22 protein-coding genes are annotated in these 25,422 nt (G+C 41.8%); 16 read left to right on the plus strand and 6 right to left on the minus strand.

Features of this window, described 5'->3' with window-relative positions:
* Positions 1-21: 21 nt before the first annotated feature.
* The 6 genes from BLP50_RS08430 (at position 22) to BLP50_RS08455 (ending at position 7,398) form a co-directional block, all read left to right on the plus strand.
* Entirely contained in the window at positions 22-735 is a 714-nt protein-coding gene (locus BLP50_RS08430) for an ABC transporter ATP-binding protein (protein WP_090153721.1), read from the plus strand.
* Positions 735-2,033, plus strand: coding sequence for an ABC transporter permease (locus tag BLP50_RS08435; RefSeq protein ID WP_090153665.1), 1,299 nt, complete (start codon positions 735-737; stop codon positions 2,031-2,033). Before BLP50_RS08430 ends, BLP50_RS08435 begins: the two co-directional genes overlap by 1 nt.
* 85 nt (positions 2,034-2,118) lie before the next feature.
* On the plus strand, positions 2,119-3,618 hold the full coding sequence (locus BLP50_RS08440) for an ATP-binding cassette domain-containing protein (protein ID WP_090153667.1): 1,500 nt from the start codon (positions 2,119-2,121) through the stop codon (positions 3,616-3,618).
* Positions 3,593-4,306, plus strand: a complete 714-nt coding sequence (locus tag BLP50_RS08445) for a hypothetical protein (RefSeq protein ID WP_090153669.1) — start codon at positions 3,593-3,595, stop codon at positions 4,304-4,306. Before BLP50_RS08440 ends, BLP50_RS08445 begins: the two co-directional genes overlap by 26 nt.
* Positions 4,307-4,464: 158 nt before the next feature.
* Positions 4,465-6,456: an oxidoreductase gene (locus BLP50_RS08450; protein ID WP_090153671.1), complete on the plus strand. Its 1,992-nt coding sequence runs from the start codon at positions 4,465-4,467 to the stop codon at positions 6,454-6,456.
* A gap of 84 nt (positions 6,457-6,540) precedes the next feature.
* A complete protein-coding gene (locus tag BLP50_RS08455; RefSeq protein WP_090153672.1) occupies positions 6,541-7,398 on the plus strand; it encodes a LysR family transcriptional regulator in 858 nt (285 codons plus the stop codon).
* Between the two features lie 47 nt (positions 7,399-7,445).
* Here BLP50_RS08455 and BLP50_RS08460 read toward each other — a convergent pair whose 3' ends face one another.
* Positions 7,446-8,348, minus strand: a complete 903-nt coding sequence (locus tag BLP50_RS08460; protein WP_090153674.1) for a tRNA modification radical SAM protein MnmL/YtqA — start codon at positions 8,346-8,348, stop codon at positions 7,446-7,448.
* 225 nt (positions 8,349-8,573) lie between these two features.
* Here BLP50_RS08460 and BLP50_RS08465 point away from each other — a divergent pair, with 225 nt between their 5' ends.
* Positions 8,574-9,452 (plus strand): N-acetylmuramoyl-L-alanine amidase family protein, encoded by an 879-nt coding sequence (locus BLP50_RS08465; RefSeq protein ID WP_090153676.1) that lies wholly within the window; start codon positions 8,574-8,576, stop codon positions 9,450-9,452.
* A gap of 35 nt (positions 9,453-9,487) precedes the next feature.
* Here BLP50_RS08465 and BLP50_RS08470 read toward each other — a convergent pair whose 3' ends face one another.
* From BLP50_RS08470 to BLP50_RS08480, 3 genes are read right to left on the minus strand one after another with little or no spacing between them, the layout of a single operon-like run.
* Positions 9,488-10,114 (minus strand): hypothetical protein, encoded by a 627-nt coding sequence (locus tag BLP50_RS08470; protein ID WP_090153678.1) that lies wholly within the window; start codon positions 10,112-10,114, stop codon positions 9,488-9,490.
* A 2-nt stretch (positions 10,115-10,116) separates the two neighbouring features.
* Complete coding sequence (locus tag BLP50_RS08475; protein WP_090153680.1) at positions 10,117-10,734, minus strand: YesL family protein; 618 nt, start codon at positions 10,732-10,734, stop codon at positions 10,117-10,119.
* A gap of 17 nt (positions 10,735-10,751) precedes the next feature.
* Positions 10,752-11,807: a LacI family DNA-binding transcriptional regulator gene (locus BLP50_RS08480; protein WP_090153682.1), complete on the minus strand. Its 1,056-nt coding sequence runs from the start codon at positions 11,805-11,807 to the stop codon at positions 10,752-10,754.
* Between the two features lie 259 nt (positions 11,808-12,066).
* On the opposite strand from BLP50_RS08480, the gene BLP50_RS08485 reads away from it, so the two are divergent.
* From BLP50_RS08485 to BLP50_RS08500, 4 genes are read left to right on the plus strand one after another with little or no spacing between them, the layout of a single operon-like run.
* A complete protein-coding gene (locus tag BLP50_RS08485) occupies positions 12,067-12,978 on the plus strand; it encodes an ABC transporter permease (protein ID WP_090153685.1) in 912 nt (303 codons plus the stop codon).
* 13 nt (positions 12,979-12,991) lie between these two features.
* Complete coding sequence (locus BLP50_RS08490) at positions 12,992-13,900, plus strand: carbohydrate ABC transporter permease (RefSeq protein WP_242869246.1); 909 nt, start codon at positions 12,992-12,994, stop codon at positions 13,898-13,900.
* 31 nt (positions 13,901-13,931) lie between these two features.
* Positions 13,932-15,593: an ABC transporter substrate-binding protein gene (locus BLP50_RS08495; protein WP_090153689.1), complete on the plus strand. Its 1,662-nt coding sequence runs from the start codon at positions 13,932-13,934 to the stop codon at positions 15,591-15,593.
* Between the two features lie 30 nt (positions 15,594-15,623).
* Positions 15,624-17,147: a glycoside hydrolase family 32 protein gene (locus BLP50_RS08500; RefSeq protein WP_090153692.1), complete on the plus strand. Its 1,524-nt coding sequence runs from the start codon at positions 15,624-15,626 to the stop codon at positions 17,145-17,147.
* An 11-nt stretch (positions 17,148-17,158) separates the two neighbouring features.
* Here BLP50_RS08500 and BLP50_RS08505 read toward each other — a convergent pair whose 3' ends face one another.
* Positions 17,159-18,142 (minus strand): helix-turn-helix domain-containing protein, encoded by a 984-nt coding sequence (locus tag BLP50_RS08505; RefSeq protein ID WP_090153695.1) that lies wholly within the window; start codon positions 18,140-18,142, stop codon positions 17,159-17,161.
* A 313-nt stretch (positions 18,143-18,455) separates the two neighbouring features.
* On the opposite strand from BLP50_RS08505, the gene BLP50_RS08510 reads away from it, so the two are divergent.
* The 5 genes from BLP50_RS08510 (at position 18,456) to BLP50_RS08530 (ending at position 24,936) form a co-directional block, all read left to right on the plus strand.
* A complete protein-coding gene (locus tag BLP50_RS08510; RefSeq protein WP_090153697.1) occupies positions 18,456-19,853 on the plus strand; it encodes an extracellular solute-binding protein in 1,398 nt (465 codons plus the stop codon).
* 114 nt (positions 19,854-19,967) lie between these two features.
* A complete protein-coding gene (locus BLP50_RS08515; protein WP_330386076.1) occupies positions 19,968-20,879 on the plus strand; it encodes a carbohydrate ABC transporter permease in 912 nt (303 codons plus the stop codon).
* Between the two features lie 2 nt (positions 20,880-20,881).
* Complete coding sequence (locus BLP50_RS08520) at positions 20,882-21,751, plus strand: carbohydrate ABC transporter permease (RefSeq protein ID WP_090153699.1); 870 nt, start codon at positions 20,882-20,884, stop codon at positions 21,749-21,751.
* A gap of 17 nt (positions 21,752-21,768) precedes the next feature.
* Entirely contained in the window at positions 21,769-23,781 is a 2,013-nt protein-coding gene (locus tag BLP50_RS08525; protein ID WP_090153701.1) for a right-handed parallel beta-helix repeat-containing protein, read from the plus strand.
* Positions 23,782-24,012: 231 nt separating this feature from the next.
* Positions 24,013-24,936 (plus strand): alpha/beta hydrolase, encoded by a 924-nt coding sequence (locus BLP50_RS08530; RefSeq protein ID WP_090153703.1) that lies wholly within the window; start codon positions 24,013-24,015, stop codon positions 24,934-24,936.
* A 204-nt stretch (positions 24,937-25,140) separates the two neighbouring features.
* On the opposite strand, the gene BLP50_RS14555 is transcribed toward BLP50_RS08530, so the two are convergent.
* Positions 25,141-25,263: a hypothetical protein gene (locus tag BLP50_RS14555; protein ID WP_278335200.1), complete on the minus strand. Its 123-nt coding sequence runs from the start codon at positions 25,261-25,263 to the stop codon at positions 25,141-25,143.
* Positions 25,264-25,422: the final 159 nt, after the last annotated feature.

Consider the following 25,422-nt stretch of genomic DNA (forward strand, 5'->3'; position numbering starts at 1 on the left):
AAGAAATTGGAGCAAAAGACAATGCTTGACCTTCGGAATATTCATAAAAGCTTTTTTATAGGTACACCTAATGAATTTGAAGTTCTCCATGGGGTTAACTTTAATGTTAAAGAGGGAGAATTTGTATCAATAGTTGGACAGTCAGGTTCTGGTAAATCTACTTTGATGAATATTATCGGAGCCCTAGATAGACCTACAGATGGCGAATATACTCTTGACGGAGTGGATATTCAGAAGGCTAAGGATCATGAATTATCAATCCTTAGAAATAAAAAAATTGGTTTCGTATTTCAGACCTACAATTTGATTGCTCGTACCTCAGCGCTTAAAAATGTTGAGCTGCCTATGATGTATGCAGGCATGAGCAAGGGGGAGAGAGCTGACAAAGCTAGATTCCTCCTTGAAGAAGTAGGGATGAAGGATAGAATGATGCACAAGCCAGATGAGCTTTCTGGTGGACAAAAGCAGCGTGTGGCAATTGCCAGAGCTATGGCCAATGATCCTGCAATTATACTTGCGGATGAGCCTACAGGTGCGCTGGATTCTGCAACTGGTCGATTGATTATGGATATTTTTCATAAGCTTCACGAGGAGCAGGGTAAGACAATCGTTCTAATCACACACTCACCAGAGCTATCACAGGAAACACAGCGAATCATCACTTTAAAGGATGGCTCAATCATCGGTGAGTCAGCAGGCAATTGGCAAGGATTAAAAGCAAAGGAGGATGCATAATGTTATTTACAGAAAACATCCTCGTGGCGTTGGCAGGACTTAAATCAAACATAATGCGTTCCCTGCTTACTATGCTTGGTATTATTATCGGTATTGCATCGGTTATTGCAATCATGACAGTTGGTAACTCTATCACTATCATGGTCAACCAGACAATGCAGGATTTAGGTGCAAATAACTTGCAGATGGGTGTAATGCAAAAGTCTCAGGAAAAAGAATCCACGGATACAGGCATGAACTATGGTGAAGGCTATGTTAGAGAGATGGCTGATTCTGATTTGATTACTCAAGAGATGATGGATGACCTTTTAACTGAGTACAAAGATAACATCAAATATGTAATGTATACTGAGGAGATGACAGGATTCTATGAGCCTGGAAAGGTTTCCAAGGGCAATACTGATGCCAAGGTAAATCTCATAGGAAAAAATGCAGATGCTATTAAATTCAAGAATTTGGATATGCTAGCAGGCCGTCAGTTTATTAGTCACGATTACAGCGCGGCAAAAAGAGTCTGCATTGTTTCCGATAAGCTTGTGGATAGGTTGTACAATGGTGACTACGATGGAGTTATCGGAAAAGAAATCGAAGTAATAGCAAATGGTGCATATTACAAATATTATGTTGTAGGTGTATATGAATTTGTTCAGGAGAGTTTCTCTTTAGGTTCCTCGGACAATCCTACAACAGATCTTTACATCCCTTATGAGACAGCTAGAGTTGCCACACACAAGCAGAATAAGGGAATCGCGTATTGCGACCTTGTTACTACAATTGATACAAATAATGATGAGTTCGCAACACAAGTTAGAGATTTCTTTAATATGAAATATTATGCTAAAAATGATGCATACGAAGTGGCTTGCATTAGTATGACATCAATGATGGATTCCATGAACAGCATGATTAGCATGATTCAGCTTGCACTTTCAGTTATTGCCGCCATCTCCCTTGTAGTAGGTGGTATCGGTGTTATGAACATCATGCTTGTATCTATCACAGAGCGTACAAAGGAAATCGGTACTCGAAAAGCACTTGGTGCAACAAATGGTTCCATTCGTCTACAATTTATTACCGAATCTGTGGTAATATGTTTAATAGGTGGAGCTATAGGAATGTTAGCTGGTGTTGGCTTGGGAACATTTGCAGTTAAGATGATGGGATACGAGGCAGCAGTTTCAGTAGAAAGTATTGTAATCGCTGTTGGATTCTCAATGGCAATCGGTGTATTCTTCGGATACTACCCAGCAAATAAGGCAGCCAAGCTCAATCCTATTGATGCATTGCGCTACGAGTAAAATATATGCGAAATACCTAAGATATTCATGGGCGATTGCGGTCATGAAATCACATCCACCTAAACCTACGGAGAAGGATGAATAAATGGTAAAGACGCGACTTCTGAAGTTAATGGGTAAGGACTCACTTGAGGTCCTCCAAGAAATAATATGGCAATGGATTGGCCTGCTAGCACAGTTAGTGCTAGTGGGCTGTATTGCTATCACAATATCTGACGCATTCAACGGTATCACTGATTCAAATCGCATAATCAGATACCTGACAATAGCAGCACTTAGCATTGCTTCTAGATTGATTTTCATAAAACTATTCTATGATGCAAAAGCAAATGCTAGCAGAGCTGTTTCTGAAAAAATTCGCCGTGAAATCTACGGCAAAATCACTAGACTTGGAAATTCATATTCTGGAATAATTACACGGGAAAATATTGCCACCATGCTTACTGATGACATGGTCTCAGTGGAGGAATACTATAGCGATTTTCTGCCACGAATTGGCTATGCCATTTTAGGAACTATCACCATGGCAATTATGCTTGGGATGATAAATGCAAAGGTAATGTTTGTGCTGATATTTGCCATTTTAATAATCATACTGTTTTTTGCTTTGGCAAAGAAATTTGAGCTTATCATTTCTGTTAAATATATCATTGTTGCCCTTGATGCATTTACTTTTATCGGAGCATATTTTGGATATAGATCAACAATCAACGAGCTTCTTGTTGGAAATATTAGACTGGAGTGGGCTCTTATTACATTCTTTTTGACACTGGAGATTTTCAAGCCTCTCAGAAGTTTGGGAGAGGTTTTGGAAAATGGAATAATGGATTCCAAAAAGGTGGAAAATGTATTGGATTTTCTTAAAAAGAGAGAGCCTAAGGAAGGCAAGGAAGAGGTGTCGGAGGAGCCGGTACGAATTGTCATGGACTGCGTAAAATACAGCTACGATGGCAAGGAAGTGCTCAAGTCCGCATCACTTTTGATTCCTGCTGGAAGCATCGTAGGACTGACAGGGCCAAAAGCCACAGGCAAGTCTACTCTAGTGAAAATATTGACCAAGGAAAACAGAGCATACAAGGGCTCTGTAAAAATAAATGGCCGCGAGCTCAGTGGGATAAAAGAGGAGGCCTTGCTTAAGGATTTGACCTACATCACAGATGAATCCCATATTTTTAAGAGCACAGTGCGGGCTAATTTGCAGCTAGGCAACAAAAAAGTATCAGAAAAGAAAATGATAGGAGCCCTAAGCGTTGTTAATCTGTGGTCAGAGATAAAGGAAATGGGAGGCCTTGATTTGTCAATTGAGGATGACTATGTTTTGACCCTAGGACAAAAGCGGCGACTGCTTTTGGCGAGAGCCCTACTTAAGAACTCGCGAGTATATGTTTTTGACAACATAACAAGCTTTATTGATGGCACTTCAAAGGAAATAATCCGAGGCATTATTTTCAAGCTGGCAAATGATATGAAGCGTACAGTATTTTATGTTTCAGATGAGTACGACGATGTGAGAGGAGCAGATACTGTGTACACTCTCTCAGAGGGGATGATAGACGAATATGGAAAAGACATTAAACATAATTGATATAATACTTGGAGTGATTGTACATCTCTCGGTGGTATTCGCTGCTTTTATAGGGGCGGAGGATATCTATATTGCGGTAAATGGAGTTAGGGAACCAGGCAATTTGCGCCAGCTCCCACTGGGACTTAGCCTATTTGCGCTTGTGGTTGTGTTGAGGGTTGTCTGCGGCCTTTTTCAGGCTATTTGTAGCCGCTACATAGAAAAAAGAAACAATGCAGCAATCTGTATCGCATTTTCCATCATAATGACAGCTTTGCTTGCTATAGAGCATCCTGTTGTAGGGATTATCTGCGCCATCGCATACGTAACAATCGGTGGTATGATTCCAGTTTCCAATGCTATGAACATCGAGAAATTAAAGGAATCATACCAAGAGGTGCGAGAAGAGGGCAATGATTTTATTGCAGATGTGGCATACGGAATAGATGAGGTCCTTCAGTATGGAAGAGGCCAGGATACTATTGTTGATATAGGCAAACGTTCCATGGATGCAGCTGATGCCAAGCAAAAATTGCTTGACCATGAAAAAAGTAAGCAGCAGCTTTTAGCATTAGCTAGATCCGTATTTACGGTAATTATTCTTTTTCTTCTACTTTTCTTATATAGCCGCGGCAAAATGAGCATGGAAGATTTAATCATTGTCTGCGCCGGAGCGGTTTTTTCTTTCAGAGAATGTAACCTCGATTAAAAGATAATGAGGATTATAAATTAATAGTTGCGGATGCATAACCTTTTGTTGATGGCTCTCCTTTTTTGATTAAGGTAAAATTAAGTTACTTAATGATAATTTTTTAACAATAAGCTGGCAAAATGATGTTGTTAAAAAGAAAAAAAGGAGGATATTTAATGAAATACCAGGGACTTTTTGAGCCAATTACTATTGGTAAACTGGAAATCAAAAACCGCTACGCCATGGCACCTATGGGACCTCTCGGTCTCGGCGATTGCGAAGGCGGATGGAATGAAAGAGGTATCGAGTACTACACAAGACGTGCAAAGGGTGGTATCGGCCTTATCATCACAGGTGTAACTTTCTCTGATACAGAGGTTGAGAAGCCTTCATTCCCTAACACACCAAACTCTACTTATAACCCAGTACAGTTTGTAAGAACTAGCCGTGAGATGACAGAGCGTGTACATGCATACGGTTCAAAGATTTTCTTACAGATGTCAGGTGGTTTCGGTCGTGTTACTATCCCTACAAACCTTGGTGAGTTCCCACCAGTTTCAGCATCTCCAATTCCACACAGATGGCTTGACAAGACTTGCCGTCCACTTACAAAGGAAGAGATTCGCGGAATCGTAGAGAGCTTTGGTAAGGGTGCTTACAACGCTAAGCGTGCAGGTTTTGATGGTGTTGAAATTCATGCTGTTCACGAGGGTTACCTTATTGATCAGTTCGCTATTTCATTCTTTAACCAGCGTACAGATGAGTACGGTGGATCACTTGAGAACAGACTTAGATTTGCTAAGGAAATTCGTGAGGAAATCGCTAAGACTTGCGGATGGGACTTCCCAGTTGCAATGAGATTCTCACTTAAGTCAATGGTTAAGGACTTCCGTGAGGGAGCACTTCCAGGAGAAGAATTCGAAGAGAAGGGCCGTGATATCGAAGAAGGTATCGAGGCTGCTAAGCTTCTTGAGAAGTACGGCTACGACGCCCTTGACGTTGATGCTGGTACATACGATGCTTGGTGGTGGAATCACCCACCAATGTATATGGAGAAAGCTCCATACAAGGAATTCGCTAAGATTACAAAGGAGCACGTAAACATCCCTGTAATCATGGCTGGTCGTGTAGACAATCCGGATACAGCTATCGACTGCCTCAACAACGACATCTGCGACATGATTTCACTTGGTCGTCCTACACTTGCAGATCCAGATATCGTTAACAAGATTCGTCGCAACGAGCTTAGCCAGATTCGTCCATGTATCAGCTGCCAGGAAGGCTGTATGGGACGTATCCAGACATACTCACTTATCAACTGTGCAGTTAACCCACAGTGTGGTAAGGAAAAGCTCAATGCATTTAACCCAATTTGCAAGAAGAAGAAAGTTCTCGTTGTAGGTGGCGGTGTTGCAGGCTGTGAGGCAGCACGTGTACTTGCAGAGAGAGGCCACGAGCCAGTTTTATTTGAGGCTACAGGCAGACTTGGTGGTAACCTTATCCCAGGTGGCGCTCCAGCATTCAAGGAAGACGACATCGCACTTGCTAAGTGGTATGAGGATGAGATGACACGTCTTGGTGTTGAGGTTCACCTTAATACAAAGGCTACAGAGAAGGAGATTCTCGACAAGCAGTATGATGCAGTTATTCTTGCAACAGGTTCACGTCCAAAGATGTTCTCTCTTGGCGATGATGACAAGGTTTACTCAGCAGAGCAGGTACTTCTCGGCGAGAAGGACCCAGGCAACAATGTAGTAGTTGTTGGTGGCGGTCTCGTAGGTTGCGAGCTTGCACTTGATCTTGCTCAGAAGGGTAAGAACTGCACAATCGTTGAAGCCCTGGACAAGCTTATGGCAGTTAACGGTCCTATTTGCTCAGCAAACAAGGAAATGCTTGAGAAGCTTATCCCATTCAACGGAATCGACGTTGTTACAAGCGCTAAGGTTACAGAGTACAAGGACGGCGTCCTTAAGGCAGCTGTTGCTGATGGCACAAAGGAAATCAAGGCAGACAGCGTAGTTCTTTGCGTTGGTTACGCTAGCGAGAACACTCTCTACAACCAGTACAAGAACGACGTAGATGAAATCTACCTCCTTGGTGATGCAAGACAGGTATCAAACATCATGTACGGTATCTGGGATGCATTCGAGGTAGCAAACAACATTTAATTACTTTTTCAAACCATTTCTCTTTTTTAATATTTCCCGTCAGGCCCGTTGCCTGGCGGGGTTTTTTTAACTATAATTTTTATTATGAATACACGAAATTTTAAATGCTTTCAAACTGTATATGAGGAGAGAAATCTTCAGGTGGCAGCCAGCAAGTTATTTCTTTCTCCACAGGGCTTGAGCAAGATGATAAAGTCTATGGAGGAAGAGTGCGGTACGCCACTTTTTGCCCGTACCAAGGATGGATTTGTGCCTACAGAGAGCGGCATCGTCTTCTACGAAAAATCCAAGCACATCTCCAAGGAAATCAACGAGATGTTTTCAGCCATTGAAGCAGCTAGCTCAAAGGAAAAGCGTTTTAAAGTAGGTTTTGCAGCAGGTACCATCCGAGCCATCGACATCCCTGTTGTAAATCATTTCATGAAATCCAACCCGGAAATCGTGGGTATATGGGACGAGCAGGAAAATGAAAAAGTCCTAAAAAAGGTCCTCTCGGAGGAAATCAACTGCGGCCTAGTAGTTGGCAAGGTAGAGGCGCCAGGCCTAGTGGCTCAGCTCATCAAGTCTGTAGACATCGTACTATACGTTTACAATGGACACCGCCTTTGGAACGAAAATAGCGTCAGCATAATGGACATAAAGGACGAGCCTCTTATCTCCATGAACAAAAACTACCGCATCTACCACGATGTAATCAATGCCTGCCACATGAATGGATTCAACCCTGAAATCATTGCACACGTTGGCGATGGCGTTACCATCCGCAGCCTTGTCAAAAACAAAGTAGGCATTGGAATCGCGCCTCGCTTCTTTGACGACAGCGACGAGCTTAGGGCCGTGTCCATCAAAGACGCCTACACCTGGGACGTCTACGGAGTCTACCTGGAGCGCTCAGCCGACGCCCAAATCGCCAAGCGCTTCCTCCAGGAGATTAAGGGCTGACCCAGCCCCAGGCACCAGGTATATGCATAGGCCCCTCTGGGCACCACCTACGGTTGGGAGGCGAGGAAGCGGGTCATGGTGTTGAGGACCAGCTTTTTGTTGGCGCTCCAGGTAGGTGCTATGAGGAGGCGCTTTGGGCCGTCCCCGGTGAGGCGGTGGATGACAGTCTCAGGTGGCAGAGCCTTGAGGCACTGGCCTACGAGACTGCAGTATTCGTCTAGGGTAAATACGTGGAATGGCTGGGATTCATACATGTCCGCAAGCCTTGTGCCACGTAGGATGTGGAGTAGTTGAAGCTTGATTCCAAATAGGGTAGGCGAAAGGTCAGCAAGGTATTTTACGGATTCAAGCATCTGAGATTCAGTCTCCCCAGGGAGACCGAGGATAAGGTGGACCACTACCTTGAGGCCTGCGTCAGTGAGGCGCTTGTAGGCGTCGTCGAATACAGATAGTGGGTAGCCTCTATTGATTAAAGTGGCGGTGGACTCATGGATGGTCTGAAGACCAAGCTCCACCCACACTTCCTTAGTCTGGTTCAGTTCAGAGAGGAACTGGATCATGGAGTCAGATAGACAGTCAGGACGAGTTCCGATTGATAGGCCTACGATTTCTGGTCGGTTTAGGACTTTTGCAAATAAATCCTGCAAGTAATCCTCATCACCATAGGTGTTGGTGAAGGACTGGAAGTAGGCGATATACTTGCGCTCAGCTGGTGGAATTTTGCTGGAGATTTTGCTATCTACAAGGGCTCTGGCTTGGTTGATTTGTGAATCAATATCGTCGCCTTTTGCAGCAAAATCGCCGGAACCGCCTTCGGAACAAAAAATGCATCCGCCGTAGCTGATGGTACCGTCTCTGTTGGGGCAGGTGCATCCACTTGTGAGGGAAAGTTTGTAAACTTTCGTATTATATTTTTCTTTTAGATAATCAGATAAGCTTGTGTAATTCATGTTTCTATTTTATAGCATAGAAAGAATTATTTCACGGAAAATCGATTTTGCATTTCTTCTTTCAATTAAGTATACGATTCCCTAAATAGCATACAATTCTTTGATTTTTTAACAGTATAATCATATAATTGAATACACAAAAATGCTTTAATATTTCTATGCGGATATGAGGTCAAAAAAGGCCCTTATAATAGAGATTTAGCAACTAGAGAATGGGGAATGTTTATGAAGAAGAAAGTATTAATTTTTATCATTAGTATATTGTTGATTTTGGTTGGATTTTTTCTGTATCCATCCTATAAAACTGCGGGTCTAAAAGAGACAGATAGCCAGTATCTAGCTGAGGTGGAAACTCCCGCTGCAGTGGTAGAGGAGCCAGCTACAACAGAGGATGTGCAATCAGAAGAGCCAGCCGCCGATGAGACTGCCACAGAGGAACTAGGCGCCACCAACCAGGATAAGGTAATTGTCATTGATGCAGGTCATCAGAAAAAGGGTGACTTGTCAAAGGAGCCTATAGGGCCAGGTGCAAGTGAACAAAAGGCCAAGGTAACCTATGGAAATGTTGGTGTAAAAACTGGCACGCCAGAGTATCAGCTGAATCTTGAGATAGCACTTAAGCTGCAGACAGAGCTTGAGGCCAGAGGCTACACTGTCATCATGTGCAGAACTGATAATGATGTAAATATGAGTAATAGCGAGAGAGCAGCCATTGCCAATGAGGTAAATGCAGATGCCTTTATCAGAATCCATTGCAATGGCTATGACAGCTCTAGTGTCAATGGAGCCATGACCATGTGCCAGACTCCTAATAATCCATATAATGGCAATCGCTATGAGGAGAGCCGTCTGCTGTCAGAATGTGTACTTGATTATCTTGTGGATGAAACAGGATGTAAGAAACAAAACATTTTCGAGGATGATTCCATGAGTGGAATCAACTGGAGTATGGTACCAGTTACCATAGTTGAGGTGGGATACTTATCCAACCCAGATGAGGAAGCAAAGCTTGTAACAGATGACTATCAGCAAAAGGTTGCTGTGGGAATTGCAAATGGAGTAGATGCATATATAGCAGAAAGGGCAGAAACAGAGGCCCAGTAGAAAAGCAACGCATTAAAAATAGAGCCAAGGCGGCTCTATTTTTTTATCAAAGTATAAAGCAGTTTAACTATAGCATTATTTCTATTATTATCAGATGCAATGATGCCTAGATATACGGGGGCAGTGTAATTTGCTTCCTTGAAGGGGCTGATACTTGAGACGTCTATTGCGTAAGGACGACCGTCAATGTTGTAGACAAAGTAAGGCTCATATTTTTTCAATAGCTCAGGTGCCATCTCAGATAGGAAATCTGCTGGATTTGTAAGATAATCTAAATCATCAGCGTGGCCGATGCCGTAAGAATCGGCGATTATAATGTCTAACTTGTCATCACTGATGGCTGACATGAGCTTGATAGAAGAGCCATAGGCATATTGGATGTTGTCACTGTCGGGATCTGCTGTAATGAGCAGGTCATTGTAGTTGTATATATCCATATGACAGTCCGAGGCAATGGAGCCTGTGAGGGAGTCTGTGGTGGCAACATTGATGTAGCCCATATATAGGTCCGCAGTATTATTTTTTCTGACGGTGCTTATAATTGAAAAAGTGATACAAATAATAACTGCAGTAGCTATTATGTGGATTTTGTAGTAGTCCCATATGTACTGCAGTTTTTGTTTGGTATTTAATTGTCTAAAGGTGCTTTTTGATTTGTTCATAACTAAAACTCTTGTGATTCGCATTGAATCAGTATATTTTTGGCCAGCATGGAACAAAAATAAGTGCATGTGCCCACGCCGAATATAATAGCTGGCGTGCATACATAGTATATGAGAAGTCCCATAGCTACGAATACAAAAGCCATTGTGATAGTACAAAAGATAAATCTCATTCCAATCATTATGGAATTCTTGAACATGTTAATTATCGTATTTACGAAGTGAGCCTGTAGCTGGAAAATCCATAGTAAAACAATAATATATGCCACAGCAGCAATGATTAAGACAGCACTTACTAGTGTCCAAAAGACTGATGTAAAACAAAGGTGATACATTAAATATCCATCAACTGCAAGAGCTGCTCCAAGTCCAATCATAATCAATCCTATTATGGTGCTCTTAAAAAAGTCCTGTTTGAAGCTGGTAAAAAATGTCCTGGTGATGTAGCTTTCCTCATCCCGAGCCATCTTTTCACAGCAATGACAAAGTGCAGTAGTGGAAGCTCCTATGGTGACGATAGGAATACAGCAAATGAACCAAAGTATGTTGAGCCACACACTGTAAACTATCTTGGTGAGAAAACGAAGGACTGGTCCATCATAGTTTAATAAATTTCCCATAAAAAACTCCTATATGCCTAGTCCCTAGTGGACTCTCTGTAGATAAGATTTGTCTCCGTATATACGGTTCTGTAATTCAAATCTGGCTGCTCGATTCTAGAGAGTAGTAGATTGGCAGCTGTATATCCCATTGCCTGAGAATGTATGTGGCAAGTGGTAAGTGAAGGGGTCATGACCTTGGATTCAGCTGAGTCGTCAAAGCCACAAAGCATAATGTCATCAGGATATGACTTCTCCATGAGCTTGAGACAATTGATGATGTCGATTGCAACAAAATCATTGGCGCAGATAAGTAATTCAGGTAATTCCTTGAGAGATGATAGTGTCTTGAAAAGCTTGGCAAAATAATCTGTGCCATGTGGCTGGATATGAGTAAGACAGAATTTCTCATCGATAGGAAGTTCATTTAAGTACATGGCATTTCTAAAGGCCATATAGCGCTCAAAGAAGGAGCGACAGTGGTGGGACTCGCCAACGAATCCTATTTTTTTAACTCCTCTGTTTTTCATATCTGTAATCAGCTTAAAGATGCCAGCTGAATTGTCCATCATAAGGAAGTCTCCCTCAAGCTGCCTGCTGTAGCTGGCTACTGGACCATCTACAAAAAGAAGAGGGATGCCTAAAGTACCAAGCATCTCGCAGTATTCTTGATTGAACATCTCCACACAGATGATGCCTGCTGTACGATCCTTATTGAAACTGACCGGTAAAGAAAGGGATTCTATATTTTCAGATGTAACTCGATGCATGCTCATGCTGTAACCGAGAGTGGTAATCTCGTGCTGGAACTTGTCTAGCATGGTAGATGCAAAGTGAGAGTTATCTAAGAAACCTCCGATAAAAAGAGCAAAATCGCCAGATACAAGTGGCTTCTTAACAGTGGCAGTACCTATTATATCTGAAACAGAATTAGCATATGAGAACTGCTTGTAGCCCATCTCTACAGCCTTGGCAAGGACCTTTTCCCTAGTGGAATCGGCTAGGATGCCAGTGTTGTTGATGGCCTTAGATACTGTGTTTCTGGAAACTCCAAGTGCATCAGCGATATCTTGAATTGTTACTTTGTTAGCCATTATATTCTCCTAATTAATTGTAAAAAAATGAAAACCCTATTTTACCCCGCTAGAGAGATTATAAAATGTAAAAATCTATTTGTCAAATGTAAAAATTCTTGTAAAAATTATTACAAAAGCACACAAAAAAACTTGTTATATTTTTACAAATACACAAATATACATTGACACAAATGTAAAAACTGATATAGTAAAGGCATAATCGATTTGTGCAAACGCACAAACCTATGCTGCGGTTGAAAGTGGGTTAGGAGGAATAATGGAAAAGAAAGATAGGGTTCACAGTACTGCTACGTACGTGATACATCACTGGAGATTGTATGTGTTCTTTTTAGGACCGGCACTTTTGCTTACGATCATTTTTAAGTACCTGCCAATGGGCGGTATATTGATTGCATTCGAAAAATATAGTCCATTTAAGGGCTTCTTCGGAAGTGAATGGGTTGGATTTGAGTATTTCAAACAATTCTTATCATCCCCAGATTTTATGACATTTTTGGTAAATACATTAAAGCTGAGTATTTATGGATTGTTGTGGGGATTCCCAATTCCAATTATTTTGGCACTTCTTCTTAATAGAATTGGAAGTAGCAAAATCAAGCAGAAGATTCAGTTGGTTTTGTACATGCCAAATTTTATTTCTGTAATAGTTCTCTGTGGTATGGTTCGTATTCTTTTATCAGTTACAGGACCTGTAAATATGCTTTTTGGAACTACTATCAACTTTTTGACATTGCCTGAGGCATTTAGACCTATTTACATCATAAGTGGTATCTGGCAGGGGGCAGGTTGGGCATCCATTATGTACACTGCATCGCTTGCAAATGCCAGCCAGGAACTTAAAGAAGCAGCTCAGATAGACGGAGCAAATATTTTCCAGCAGATTAAGGCGGTAGAATGGCCTGCAATTAAGGATATGGTTATTATCCAGTTTATTTTGCAGGCAGGAAATATTATGAGTATAGGCTTTGAAAAGGCCTACGCCCTCCAGACAGATTTGAACCTGGGTTCATCTGAAATCATTGCGACCTATGTATATAAAAAAGGTTTGCTTGATGGAAACTATAGTTATTCAACAGCGGTTGGCCTTTTTAACACAGTTATCAATCTGATTCTTTTAGTGGCTGTAAACAAGATTGTTGAGAAAATGAATGATGGTCAGGGACTATAGTCGGGAGGAAGAAATGGAAGCAAAAAAGAAGAAAAGCGCCTTCGCGAAATATTCCGCAGGTGATAAGACATTTTTGATAACAGGTTATGTGATTCTAGGGCTTTTTGTACTGGCAATCATCGTACCTATGGTTTATATCGTTATAGCATCATTTATGGATCCTATAACATTACAAAATAAGGGCATTACTTTTGACTTAGATAAATGGACTTTAACGGCTTATGAAAGAGTCATCTCTAATGCACAGATATGGGTGGGCTTTAAAAATGCAGTGATTTATTCCCTTGTTTTTACGTTCCTCTCAGTTGCTATCACAATGCTTTGTGCCTACCCGATGTCTTTAGAGGATTTTAAAGGAAAGAAAATCTTTAACGTCATTTTCATAATCACTATGTTTTTTGGCGGTGGTTTAATACCTACATATTTGCTTATCAGCAACATGGGATTGTTGGATAGCATGTGGGCAGTGATTTTACCAGGGGCATTTTCAGTATGGAACATGATTATTGCTCGAACTTATTACAAAGGAATTCCTGGAGAATTAAGAGAGGCTGCTGAGGTAGACGGAGCAAATGAATTGACGCTGTTTTTTAAGATCCTTTTGCCGGTTTGTACACCGGTTATAGCGGTGCTTTGTCTCTGGCAGTTTGTGGGAATGTGGAACAGCTACTTTGATGCCATGATTTATCTAAATTCAGCATCTAAGCAGCCACTTCAGCTGGTACTTCGAGCTATTTTGATTCAGAACCAGCCGGATGCAGGAATGATTGCAGATATGCAGTCTACTGCAGAGAGAGCCAGACTTGCTGAGCTCCTTAAGTATTCCACAATCATCATTTCCAGCTTGCCACTGCTTGTGATGTATCCATTTTTCCAGAAGTATTTTGATGCTGGCATTATGGTAGGTTCTGTAAAAGGTTAAAGGTTTTTATATTAGGAGGAGAGAAAAGAAAATGAGAAAGAACAGTATGAAAAGAGTGATTTCAGCAGCTCTTGCGGTGACCATAGTGGCGTCTATGGGTGTTGGCTGCGGAAAAAAGGGTAACAGCGCAAGTAATGCGGACAAGGTTGATATGGAAAATCTTGCATTTCCACTTGCTGAGACAGTGACTATCACAGGAACAACAAGCTATCCTGTAGGCACAGAGGAGGACCCTAACAACCGTACAATTTTCAAGAGACTTGAGGAGGATACCAATGTACATGTGGAGTGGACTGCCATTTCATCAGACCAGTGGGCAGACAAGATTACTCTCAACATGTCAAACGCCAGCACACTTACAGATTTTGTGTTTTCAGCAGGATTTAGCGACAACGATTTAATCAGATACGCAGACCAGGGGGTAATTGTACCGGTCGAGGAGTATATTGATGAATATATGCCAAATCTAAAGGCAGTTTTTGATGCCCATCCTGAGTACCGTACAATGTGCGAGGATGAGGATGGCCATATCTGGGCTTTGCCTTGGATTGAGCAGCTTGGCTCTGAGAAGACAGCCATTCAGACTGTAGGCAACAACATGCCATTTATCAACCAGAAATGGCTTGATTTCCTAGGGCTTGAGACACCTACAACAGTAGATGAGTTTGAGCAGGTATTACTTGCATTTAAGGAGCATTCTTCAGAGCTTCAGAAGGAATTCGGTATCGAGGGAGATATTATTCCAATGTCTTGTATCGTAAATGATCAGGATCCAAACCTTCTTATTAATGGATTCGGTGATGGTATCGGCGACGTAGATATGGGACAGCATATTGCAGTTACAGATGATAAACAGGTTGTATGTACAGCAACAACTGATGGATTCAAAGAGGGTATCCAGTGGCTTCACAAACTCTACGATGAGGGACTTATTGACCCGGAGTGCTTTACACAGGATTGGTCAACATATGTTGCCAAGGGTAAGTCACACAGATACGGTGTATGCTTCACATGGGATGTGGCTAATATCGACAACATCAACGACTATGTACCACTTGCAGCACTTCAGGCAGATACAGTAAATGTCACACCACAGAATGGTTCATTTACATCAGGATTTGATAGAGGTAGATGTGTTGTAACTAGCGTTTGTACAAATCCAGCATTTGTATGCGCATGGTTAGATAAGATGTATGATCCATTCCAGTCACCACAGAACAACTGGGGTACATATGGAGAGGATGATGATTTTGATATCTTCGAGCTTGGAACAAATGCAAATGGAGATGAGATGCTTAAGCATGCAGCGCTTGGGGATGCTTCACCTGTAGAGGTAAGAGAGGCAGAGTGCGTAGGTGGCCCTCTTGCAATCTTAGATGAGTACTACGATGTATATGTAACATGTCCCGATGATGCACAGTATCGTCTTGATTGGATTAAGGATTACTACACAGATGATATGCATGGAAAATACGTATATCCACGAGTATTTATGTCAGCAGAGGACAATGAAAAGCTCTCTACAATCCAGACAGATTTAGTATCATACATTAATTCAACAAGGGCCGAGTTTATCAGAGATGGTATTACTGATGCTTCATGGAAAGCCTATGTAGACCAGGTAAATAGCTACGGCTTAGAGGAATACTTAGCAATCTATCAGAAATATTTAGATGATTTTTATGCTAAATAATTAGAAATAGAAGTAAGGAAGATTTTATATATGAACAGTCAAACTTTGAGAGAGGCCAGAAAGTACGAAGAGGCTTTTGAAAAGTTAATTCCAATGGAGAACAGGCCCAAATTCCATTTATCTCCACGAGTTGGTTGGATGAACGACCCTAATGGATTTTGCATCTACAATGACATGTACCACTTGTTTTACCAGTATCATCCATATGATGCACACTGGGGACCAATGCACTGGGGACATGCGGTAAGCTCTGACCTGCTCCACTGGGAGTTCCTTCCTGTGGCACTTGCTCCAGATGAATTCTACGACAAAGACGGAGTATTTTCAGGCAGTGCAATAACACTTAAGGATGGAAGACATTTGCTCATATACACAGGAGTTATGAAACGCACTGTGGAAAATGGACAGATGAAAGAATTTCAGACACAGTGCGTTGCTATCGGTGATGGACTTGATTATGAAAAATACGAGAATAACCCAGTAATTAAAACTGATGATATCCCTGAGGGAGCCAGCAAAACGGATTTCAGAGATCCAAAGATTTGGGAGAAATCCGACGGCACATATAGATGCCTGGTGGCTAGTAGACCAGCAGATGGAAGCGGCCAGTTACTTCTATACAAAAGCGATAACTGCTTAAACTGGGAGTTTGAAAAAGTATTCGCAGAGAACAAAGGCCGCTATGGCTTGATGTGGGAATGCCCGGATTTCTTTGAACTAGATGGAAAGGGCGTACTGTTTGCAAGTCCACAGGACATGCTTCCAGAAGGATTTGAATTCCATAATGGAAACGGCAATCTATGCATTATCGGAGATTATGACTCGTCAACAGATACATTTACCGAGGAAAAATTTCAGGCGGTAGATTACGGAATTGATTTCTATGCTATGCAGACAATCCTCACAAAGGATGGTCGACGAGTAATGATTGGCTGGATGCAAAACTGGGATACCACAGGTGCCCACGATAAGAATGAACCATGGTTCGGACAGATGACTCTGCCTAGGGAAATCTCTATTAAAGATGGAAGACTTTGCCAGTGGCCTATCAGAGAGCTAGAGGATATGCGCTCAGGCAAGGTAGAGTACAAGGACATGTTAATTGCTGCCAACAAGGATTTAAAAGATAGAGACAGCGAATCGATAGCAGATGGAGTATGCCTGGATGGAATCAGGGGACGTTGTCTAGATATAGAGCTTGAAGTGAGCTCTAAAAATCCAGAGGTAGTATTCGATAGATTTGTGATTTCCGTTGCAGCAGACGAAAAGTACCACACAGATATAGTGCTTCGTCCAAAGGAAAATATTGCAAAAATCGACAGGAAATTCTCCGGCTCCAGACGTGCTATTGTCCATCAAAGACGTGCCCATATTCCATGGGATAGCTCATCTATCAAGGTGCGCATTGTAATGGATAGATACAGCATGGAAGTCTTTTTTGAAGGCGGTAAATACGTAATGACGGCATCACTTCCAACAGATGTAGCCTGTGATGGCATCTACTTTAGCACCAACGAAGATGTCACACTTAATATAACAAAATTTGATTTATAGAAAGTAATGCGTCACACTACTGTGTGACGCAATTTTCTGTCTGCAAAATGAGGATTGGCGCTGAGTGGGTGCTGCTCCTCGTTTAAAACTCTGAACTTTGATGGCGGATAGCCGGTGCTTTTTTTGAAGGCACGGGTGAAAGCGGTGCAGCTGGCAAATCCGGACTGGTAGGAAATGTCCGTGACGGAAAGCTCCGGATTGGATAAAAGTGTGGTGGCGTAATTTATGCGAATCTGCTGTAAATACTGGTAGAATGTGACGCCAGTGTAGTCGCTGAATATGCGCTCAAAATGATACTTGCTAAAGCCGGCGAAGGAAGCCACTGACTCTAGTGACAGGTCCTCTGAAAAATGCTCTGCAATATAGTTGCACACATTGTTGAGAGGAAGACTATTTTTTAATGCCCCTGCAGAAGCCTGTGAGTTTGACTCTTTGAATAGATGGATATTCTTTCCACAAAAAGCGATTAATTGCATGAGAATAGAATAGATTTCAAGCTCGTCATAGTCCGCAAGTTTTGTATAGGAAATAACTGACTCGTCCACCTCTTTTTCGTGGGTGTAAATAGGCGGCGTAGAGCCGAAATACAGTTCCATAATCTTATTCATTTGGCTACAAAGATAATTGTAGACGTCAGGTGGGCAAGATTTTTTCTTGATGTGAAGGGCAGGAGCCATGAGGTGAAAGGCCTTGTCAATTTCCTTTATGGCGCCGATGCCGGAAAAATCTGCCTGGATGTAGACTCTAGTGCCAGGAGATAGAGAAAAAATCTCGTGAAGAACGGTAGGACAAATCAAAAGAATGTCATCTACCTCTACATAATAAGTCTGATTGCCGCAGATTACCTTGTAAGGAGCCTCTCTTGGCCAGATAATCTCAATGTCCGTATGCCAGTGAGCTGGAAAATCAGCGTGGAGACGGTTGATAAACATCCTCAGACTGGTGTTAACTTTGTGCTGAACGTGTTCTTTAGCATCTTCATAATATCTTTTCATACCATCAATCCCCCAAAAGATGAATAGAAAAAACAGAAATAGCAATTTTTATCGTATCCGCATTTACGATTATTATTGTCACATTATAACATACCTAATCCCGTAAATGAGTGACAAAAGCGACATATTGCAATGGTAAATAATTGACCTTTTTAGGTAAATTATTAAATATGCACATATAAAATAGCAATTATAGTATGGTACATAGCAATTATGCACAGGCGAAATATTTTCTCGTAATATAAAATCGGTCTTAAGAAGGAAGCAAGTGACTGCTTCAAAAAGCGACTACTAAACAGAAGGAGGATAAGGTATGAACAAAAAACGGGTTATTGGTACTTTACTTGCTGCAGCTCTTGCTGTGACATCGTTGGTTGGTTGTGGTGATTCATCATCAGGGGGACAAACAGCGGTAAACACAGGCGCAAAGCAGACAGATGGAAAGAATCTTCCAGAGCTTACAACAGAGCCAATGGAAATCATTCTTTGGGACATCGCTACAGATGAGCCAGCAAAGAGTACTCAGGAAGGTGCCGTACAGAGATTTATGGCAGACTATCCTAACATCAAAATTACTCAGGTACACCAGCAGAATGATAACTATAAGCAGCAGCTTGTAGTTGCTATGAGTTCTGGTCAGGCACCTAACATCTATGTACATTGGGGCGGCGGTCCAATGGCTGAATACTACAACTCAGGATATGCTAATGACATTACAGATATGTATGCAAAATATGATCATCCAGAGTTCATCGATGCAGCTGTTGCACAGTCAACATATGATGGCAAGATGCTTGCTATTCCATTTGGTGGACTTTCAGGATGTGACATTTTCTACAACAAGACAATCTTCAAGGATTTAGGTCTTGAGGTTCCTCAGACAATCGACGAGCTTGAAGATGTATGCGATACACTTAAGGCAAACGGAATCACACCATTCTCACTTGCAAACGCTTCTAAGTGGACAGGTTCTATGTACTACATGTACTTAGTTGCTCGTCACTCAGGCAATGCTGAATTCGATGCTGCATATACACAGGAAAATGGCGGAACATTTACAAGCGAAGCATTTATCTATGCTGGCGAGAAGATTCAGGATTGGGTAAAGAAGGGATACTTCCCAGATGGTGTTAACTCACTTTCAGCTGATGACAATCAGGATAGAGCACTTCTCTATGATGGCTCTGCTGCTATGATGCTTCACGGTGCATGGCAGGTATCTGGTATCAAGAATGATAGTGAAGAGTGGTACAACGAGAACATTGGCGTATTCAGATTCCCAGAGGATTCAGAAGCTAAGGCTAAGGGCGTTCCTCAGGACGTAGAAATCGGTACAGCAATCGGTATGGGCATGAGCTTTAACTGCTACAACGATGACGGTACAGTAAATCAGGATATGCTTGATGCTTGCTATGTTCTTGCAACTCAGTACTACAACGATGATACATACAACAATGACCAGTTATCAACAGGTACACAGCCTTCAATCAAGGGTATGGAAGAGAATATCGACGATCCTAACATGAAGATTATCGCTGATGTATTCTTCAACGCTTCAAACGTACAGCTCTGGTATGATCAGTATCTTCCAGCATCTGTAACAGAAGTACACAAGAATTGTATGACAGAATTGTTCGGTCTTGAAAAGACGCCTAAGGAGATAGGTGAGGAACACGACGCGGCAATGCAAAAAGCTCTTGCGGAACAATGACAAGCTACATAAGTAATTGTATACGCTGCTGCTAGTAGTAGAAAAAACAAGCTGCCCCACAGGGTTTCGGCTCTGGGGGCAGTTTTTAATTAAAGCAGTAGGAAGGAGAGTAGTGTGAAAAAGAATAATAACATGGGGCTTGCTCAGGCAAAGGCGAAAAGTACTGCCATAGCGGCGACAGTATTTTTATTTCCGGCCCTTTTACTTATAGGTATTTTTATAGTTTATCCAGTTATTGATACATTTGTCATAAGCGGATACAAATGGAATGGTATTTCTGCGGACAAAGTATTTGTGGGGCTTGAGAACTGGAAAACTCTTCTCCATGACGAAATGTTTTGGAAATCATTCAAGCATAATTTAATAGTAATGGTATTTTCTATCGTTCTGCAGATTCCGCTTGGAATGCTTCTTGCTACATTCCTTGATGCAGGCGGTAAGAAATTTAACTTCTTTAAGATTATATGGTTCTTGCCATATCTTATGAGTTCAGTTGCAATCGCTTTCTTATTCGTATATGCGTTAGCAACAAACGGTGGTATGGTTTCTTCATTTGCTTCGATTATTCAGGGAAAAAAGGTGACTATCGATTTGCTTGGAACAGCGCCAAACGCCCTTTATACAGTAATTGGAGTTATGGCTTGGCAGTTTACTCCATTTTACATGGTGTATTTCATCGCCGGCTACGGAAACATCGATACTACAATTTACGAGGCAGCTATCATCGATGGCGCCACAAGATGGCAGTACATTAAAAATATTGCTATCCCACTCCTTGGACCTATTTTCAAGACTGCATGCATCATGTCTTTGATAGGTTCGCTTAAGTACTTTGATATGATTTGGAACATGACTCAGGGTGGACCTGCAGGCACAACCGAGCTGATGGCTACATACATGTATAAGCTGTCATTCCAGCAGTTTAGCATGGGTTATGGTTCTACGGTAGCAGCGGGAATGTTTATCCTAATCACTGCTATTGCCCTTATCTTTAACAAGGTATTCAAGGTTAAGGAGGTTTACTAGTTATGGCAAGAAATAATACAACAAGCGCGGATTACCGTAGCTCGAAAATAAAATCAAAGATAGCATGGGCCATAGCCATTTTCTTTGCATGCATCATGTTGGTGCTTACACTGACACCATTTTTCTTTATGATAATGAACTCCTTCCGTAAGCAGTTTGACATGTTGCAGCAGGGTGTATTCCACCTTCCACACCCATGGTATTTTGATAACTATATAAACGTGGTGAAAAATGGATTCTTTGGATATTTCCTTCGAAGTGTAATTGTAGTTGGCATTTCGCTGGTGTTGATGCTTATCATCTCAGCATTTGCAGCTTATCCACTTTCTCGAATGAACTTTAAGCTGAACCCACTGATTTACGCAACAATTGTTGCCATGATGTCAGTTCCAATGCACGTTACACTTATTCCTATTTTCAAATTGACCACAGCTATAGGATTCTATGATTCCCTTAAGGCACTGATAGGTCCTTATGTTGCATTTGCGCTGCCAATGTCTGTGTTTATTTTGACAGCATTTATGAAAACTATTCCAAAGGAGATTGAGGAGTCGGCAGAAATTGATGGCTGCAATCGCTATCAGAATTTCTTCAAGATAATACTTCCTCTTTCAAAATCAGGACTTTCTACACTTGCTATTTACAACGGTGTTGCTATGTGGAATGAATTCGCATTTGCGAATACTCTTCTTATTACACCAGCGAAAAAGACACTTCCACTTGCACTTGGACAGTTCAAGGGTGAGCACTCACTTGATATTCCTATTATCCTTGCAGTACTTACTCTCTCTGTTCTTCCTATGATAATTTTGTTTATCATTTTCCAGGATAAGCTTGTAAAGGGCATGATGGCAGGTGCAGTTAAGGGATAACATAAGGGAGATTTTTTATGACAATATACGTAGATGTAAATGCTAAGCACGATGGCAACGGAACAGAAAAGTTGCCATACAGAAGAATAAATGAAGCCGCAAAAGTGGCACTTCCTGGAGATGAAATCCTTGTGGCTCCAGGAACATACAGAGAGTATGTTGACCCTGTAAATGCAGGTACTGAAGATGCTCCTATAGTTTACAAGAGCACCAAGCCACTTGGGGCAATTATCACAGGAGCAGAGAAGCTGACTGGCTGGGAGAAATACAAGAAAAATGTGTGGACAACCAGGGTGAAAAACAGCGTCTTTGGTGGATATAATCCATACACAACACTTGTATACGGCGACTGGTATTTTGCAACTCCAAACAAGCACACAGGATGCGTTTGGTTAAATGATGAGGCACTTTACGAGGCACTTAGCATCGAAGAGTGTATTGAGGCAAAAGTATATGAGTGCTCATGGGTACCAGAAAAATCAACTAGAAAATGGTACGCTGAACAGGACAAGAAAAATGATGAGACAGTTTTCTACTGTAACTTTGGCGGGGCAAACCCAAACAAGGAAAATGTTGAAATCACTGTAAGACGCGAGTGCTTTATGCCAAGCAAAGAGGGCGTGAGCTACATTACAGTCAGCGGATTTAACATCAACAAGGCGGCTACAACATGGGCGCCACCAGCAGCTTACCAGGATGGAATGATTTCTCCTCACTGGAGCAAGGGCTGGATAATCGAGGACAATGAAATCTGGGGCAGCAAGTGCGCAGGTATCTGCGTTGGCCGATACTATGACCCAGAGAATAGCAACTTCTATACAACAGAGCATGTTAAGAGTCCTACTCAGATGGAGAGAGACTCAGTATGCCGAGGCCAGTATTATGGCTGGGTTAAGGAGAAAATTGGTGGACACATTATCCGCCGCAACAACATCCACCACTGCGAGCAGGGTGGAATCATCGGCCGAATGGGTGGAGTATTTAGTATTATAGAGGACAATCATATTCATCATATCAACAACATGATGGAGCTTGGCGGAGCTGAGATTGCAGGTATCAAAATGCATGCAGCAATCGATGTAATTATGAGACGCAATCACATCCACCACTGCACAATGGGTATCTGGTGCGACTGGGAGGCTCAGGGTACAAGAATTACCCAGAACCTGCTTCACGACAATCAGCGCCCAGAGTTTGCAGAGCAGCTAAAGGGCGGCATGACATGCCAGGATATTTTCGTAGAGGTAAGTCACGGCCCAACACTTATTGACAATAACATTCTTCTCTCCGATGTATCTTTGAGAATCGCGACGCAGGGTGTGGCAATGGTCCACAACCTGTGTGCCGGTTCGTTTACCTACGTAGGAGATGGAACAAGTTGGAGATATACACCATATCACATGCCTCATAGAACAGAGGTAATGGGATTCATGACATTCCTTCACGGTGACGACAGAATCTACAACAACATTTTCATCCAGAAGTGGTCATCAAAGGATCTTGAGCTTCTTAATGACTCGGACCCAACAGAGAAATATGTTGAAAACCGCAAGGTAGGTACATACTGTTTTGACGAGTATCCTACATACGACAAGTGGATTAAGATGTTTGATATGGATACCGTATATCCGGATATGCGAAAGCATGAGGATGCTCATTTCGCTCATCTTCCAGTATGGATTGATGGCAACGCATATTTCCTTGGTGCAAAGCCATGGAAGAATGAGAAAAATAAACTTGTGGACAAGTCTAAGAAGGCCCGCGTTGATGTGGTAGAGAAAAATGGCGAGTACTTCCTTGATACAAATCTCTTTGAGCTCGTCAAGGATTTCAAGGTAGACATGATTTCTACAGACACTCTGGGCAAGGCATTTGAGCCACAGCAGAAATTCGAGAATCCTGATGGCACACCTATCACATTTGACTGTGATGTACTTGGCAATCACCGTGGAACTGATGTGATTCCAGGACCATTTGCCACAGTAGAGCTTGCTAAGTCAAAGCTCTACGGAAAGCTTGCTATCGAGTAGATAATTTTGGCCCTAGGGGACGGGGTTATAGGGCCAAAATAATTGATTTCTAGGCCAGCACACTCTTTGTAGGTGTGCTGGTTTTTTTGGTCCAGGGGGACGGGGTTATAGGACCAAAATAATATGGAAATGCGTATTTTAAGGATTTTTTAAGAATTGGATTAGTACAATGGCAGAGCTTACGTTTTTATCTTTTGTATTAGTGTGAATAAAAGATAGGAGGAATTTTGGATGAGAAAATTCTTAATAATTACTAGAAACATTTTCATGGGGATCATCGGACTGATGTTGCTTTTTGTAGTGGGCGTATTCATATACAATCAGGTGATGCTTAAAAAGGAAGAGGTCTACTGGAAAAATCCGCCAGGAACAATGGTAGAGGTGGATGGACACAACATGCATGTTTACACTGAGGGCTCTGGGAACCATACCATAATTCTGCTTCCGGGATTTGGAACAGCTAGCCCGTACGTAGACTTTTTACCAATGTGTCAGGAGCTGGCAAAGGATTATAAAGTGGTAATCATTGAGAGATTCGGTTATGGACTTAGTGATGTGGTTGATGGAGAGAGAAGTTTTGAGACAATTGTGGATCAGGACAGAAAGGCGCTTGATAAGCTGGGCATCAAGGGGCCATACGTGCTCTGCCCACATTCTATTTCTGGAATTGAGTCACTTATCTGGGCTAAGAATTATCCAGAGGAAGTAGAGGCAATTATTGGAATGGATATGTCTGATTCATCTATAAAAGGAGATGAAGAATTTCATGATGGAATTTTTGGTGTTGAAGGTACAGGTATTAGGGTACTTAGAGCAATGGGATTTTTAAGATTGATGGCAGATGAAGCAGGTAGTGAAGAGGAGAAGATGATTATTGCCATCGGAAATAGAAATTTTTTAAATAAAACACTTCTCAATGAGGCAAAGAGCCTGGATGCTGCCTGCGATATGATTGATAACAATCCATTGCCAAAGGTACCTACATTGCAGTTAGTTTCTACTGAAGCTGGTGACGGATGGCTGGCTAGTCATCAGGCAATAGTAGATGCATCCTCAAATGGAAAGTTGGTAGAGCTAGACTGTGGACACTATGTGTATGTAGAGGAGCCAGAGCGAGTAGTGGAGGAAATCAGAGGGTTCCTTGATGCGATGTAAGAATTTGTAGGGATTACCTCTTGAGAGGACGGAAGTGCTTTCTGTGGGGTAAATTCATGGAAATGGATTCAAAATGATTGAAATGGATTATAGATGATGTTATATTATAGATAAAGAAAGCACCCACTCCAAAGTGGATGCTCCCGATAGAGTAAATTAGCTCTCAGTGAGAGCCGCCTCTTTCGTTTGCAGACGAGAGAGGCATTATTTTTTTCGCTTGTTGTTTCTCTTTTCGAGAAAGTCAAGCAACGCAAGTAAGAAACCACAAGCTGTAAGGAGTAATGCTAATATTGTTAGCATAATCATCAACATTTCATAGTCCGACATATGCGTCACCTCCCTTCCATAGTGACATCCACTTTGTGGAGCACCTTATAGAATGGTTCGGGAGATTTCCACCTCGTCATGGGTACTTTCAGTGCGGAAGAACCGCATAAATAATTTAGCACATATGTTCGAAAATTACAATCGAACAGTAACAATTTT

The sequence above is a fragment of the Pseudobutyrivibrio sp. AR14 genome (genome assembly GCF_900101325.1).
Taxonomy (GTDB): domain Bacteria; phylum Bacillota; class Clostridia; order Lachnospirales; family Lachnospiraceae; genus Pseudobutyrivibrio.

Coding starts and splice junctions, on each gene's coding strand:
- BLP50_RS08430 (WP_090153721.1), top strand. CDS start 22: ATGCTTGACCTTCGGAATATTCATAAAAGCTTTTTTATAGGTACACCT.
- BLP50_RS08435 (WP_090153665.1), top strand. CDS start 735: ATGTTATTTACAGAAAACATCCTCGTGGCGTTGGCAGGACTTAAATCA.
- BLP50_RS08440 (WP_090153667.1), top strand. CDS start 2,119: ATGGTAAAGACGCGACTTCTGAAGTTAATGGGTAAGGACTCACTTGAG.
- BLP50_RS08445 (WP_090153669.1), top strand. CDS start 3,593: ATGGAAAAGACATTAAACATAATTGATATAATACTTGGAGTGATTGTA.
- BLP50_RS08450 (WP_090153671.1), top strand. CDS start 4,465: ATGAAATACCAGGGACTTTTTGAGCCAATTACTATTGGTAAACTGGAA.
- BLP50_RS08455 (WP_090153672.1), top strand. CDS start 6,541: ATGAATACACGAAATTTTAAATGCTTTCAAACTGTATATGAGGAGAGA.
- BLP50_RS08460 (WP_090153674.1), bottom strand. CDS start 8,348: ATGAATTACACAAGCTTATCTGATTATCTAAAAGAAAAATATAATACG.
- BLP50_RS08465 (WP_090153676.1), top strand. CDS start 8,574: ATGAAGAAGAAAGTATTAATTTTTATCATTAGTATATTGTTGATTTTG.
- BLP50_RS08470 (WP_090153678.1), bottom strand. CDS start 10,114: ATGAACAAATCAAAAAGCACCTTTAGACAATTAAATACCAAACAAAAA.
- BLP50_RS08475 (WP_090153680.1), bottom strand. CDS start 10,734: ATGGGAAATTTATTAAACTATGATGGACCAGTCCTTCGTTTTCTCACC.
- BLP50_RS08480 (WP_090153682.1), bottom strand. CDS start 11,807: ATGGCTAACAAAGTAACAATTCAAGATATCGCTGATGCACTTGGAGTT.
- BLP50_RS08485 (WP_090153685.1), top strand. CDS start 12,067: ATGGAAAAGAAAGATAGGGTTCACAGTACTGCTACGTACGTGATACAT.
- BLP50_RS08490 (WP_242869246.1), top strand. CDS start 12,992: ATGGAAGCAAAAAAGAAGAAAAGCGCCTTCGCGAAATATTCCGCAGGT.
- BLP50_RS08495 (WP_090153689.1), top strand. CDS start 13,932: ATGAGAAAGAACAGTATGAAAAGAGTGATTTCAGCAGCTCTTGCGGTG.
- BLP50_RS08500 (WP_090153692.1), top strand. CDS start 15,624: ATGAACAGTCAAACTTTGAGAGAGGCCAGAAAGTACGAAGAGGCTTTT.
- BLP50_RS08505 (WP_090153695.1), bottom strand. CDS start 18,142: ATGAAAAGATATTATGAAGATGCTAAAGAACACGTTCAGCACAAAGTT.
- BLP50_RS08510 (WP_090153697.1), top strand. CDS start 18,456: ATGAACAAAAAACGGGTTATTGGTACTTTACTTGCTGCAGCTCTTGCT.
- BLP50_RS08520 (WP_090153699.1), top strand. CDS start 20,882: ATGGCAAGAAATAATACAACAAGCGCGGATTACCGTAGCTCGAAAATA.
- BLP50_RS08525 (WP_090153701.1), top strand. CDS start 21,769: ATGACAATATACGTAGATGTAAATGCTAAGCACGATGGCAACGGAACA.
- BLP50_RS08530 (WP_090153703.1), top strand. CDS start 24,013: ATGAGAAAATTCTTAATAATTACTAGAAACATTTTCATGGGGATCATC.
- BLP50_RS14555 (WP_278335200.1), bottom strand. CDS start 25,263: ATGTCGGACTATGAAATGTTGATGATTATGCTAACAATATTAGCATTA.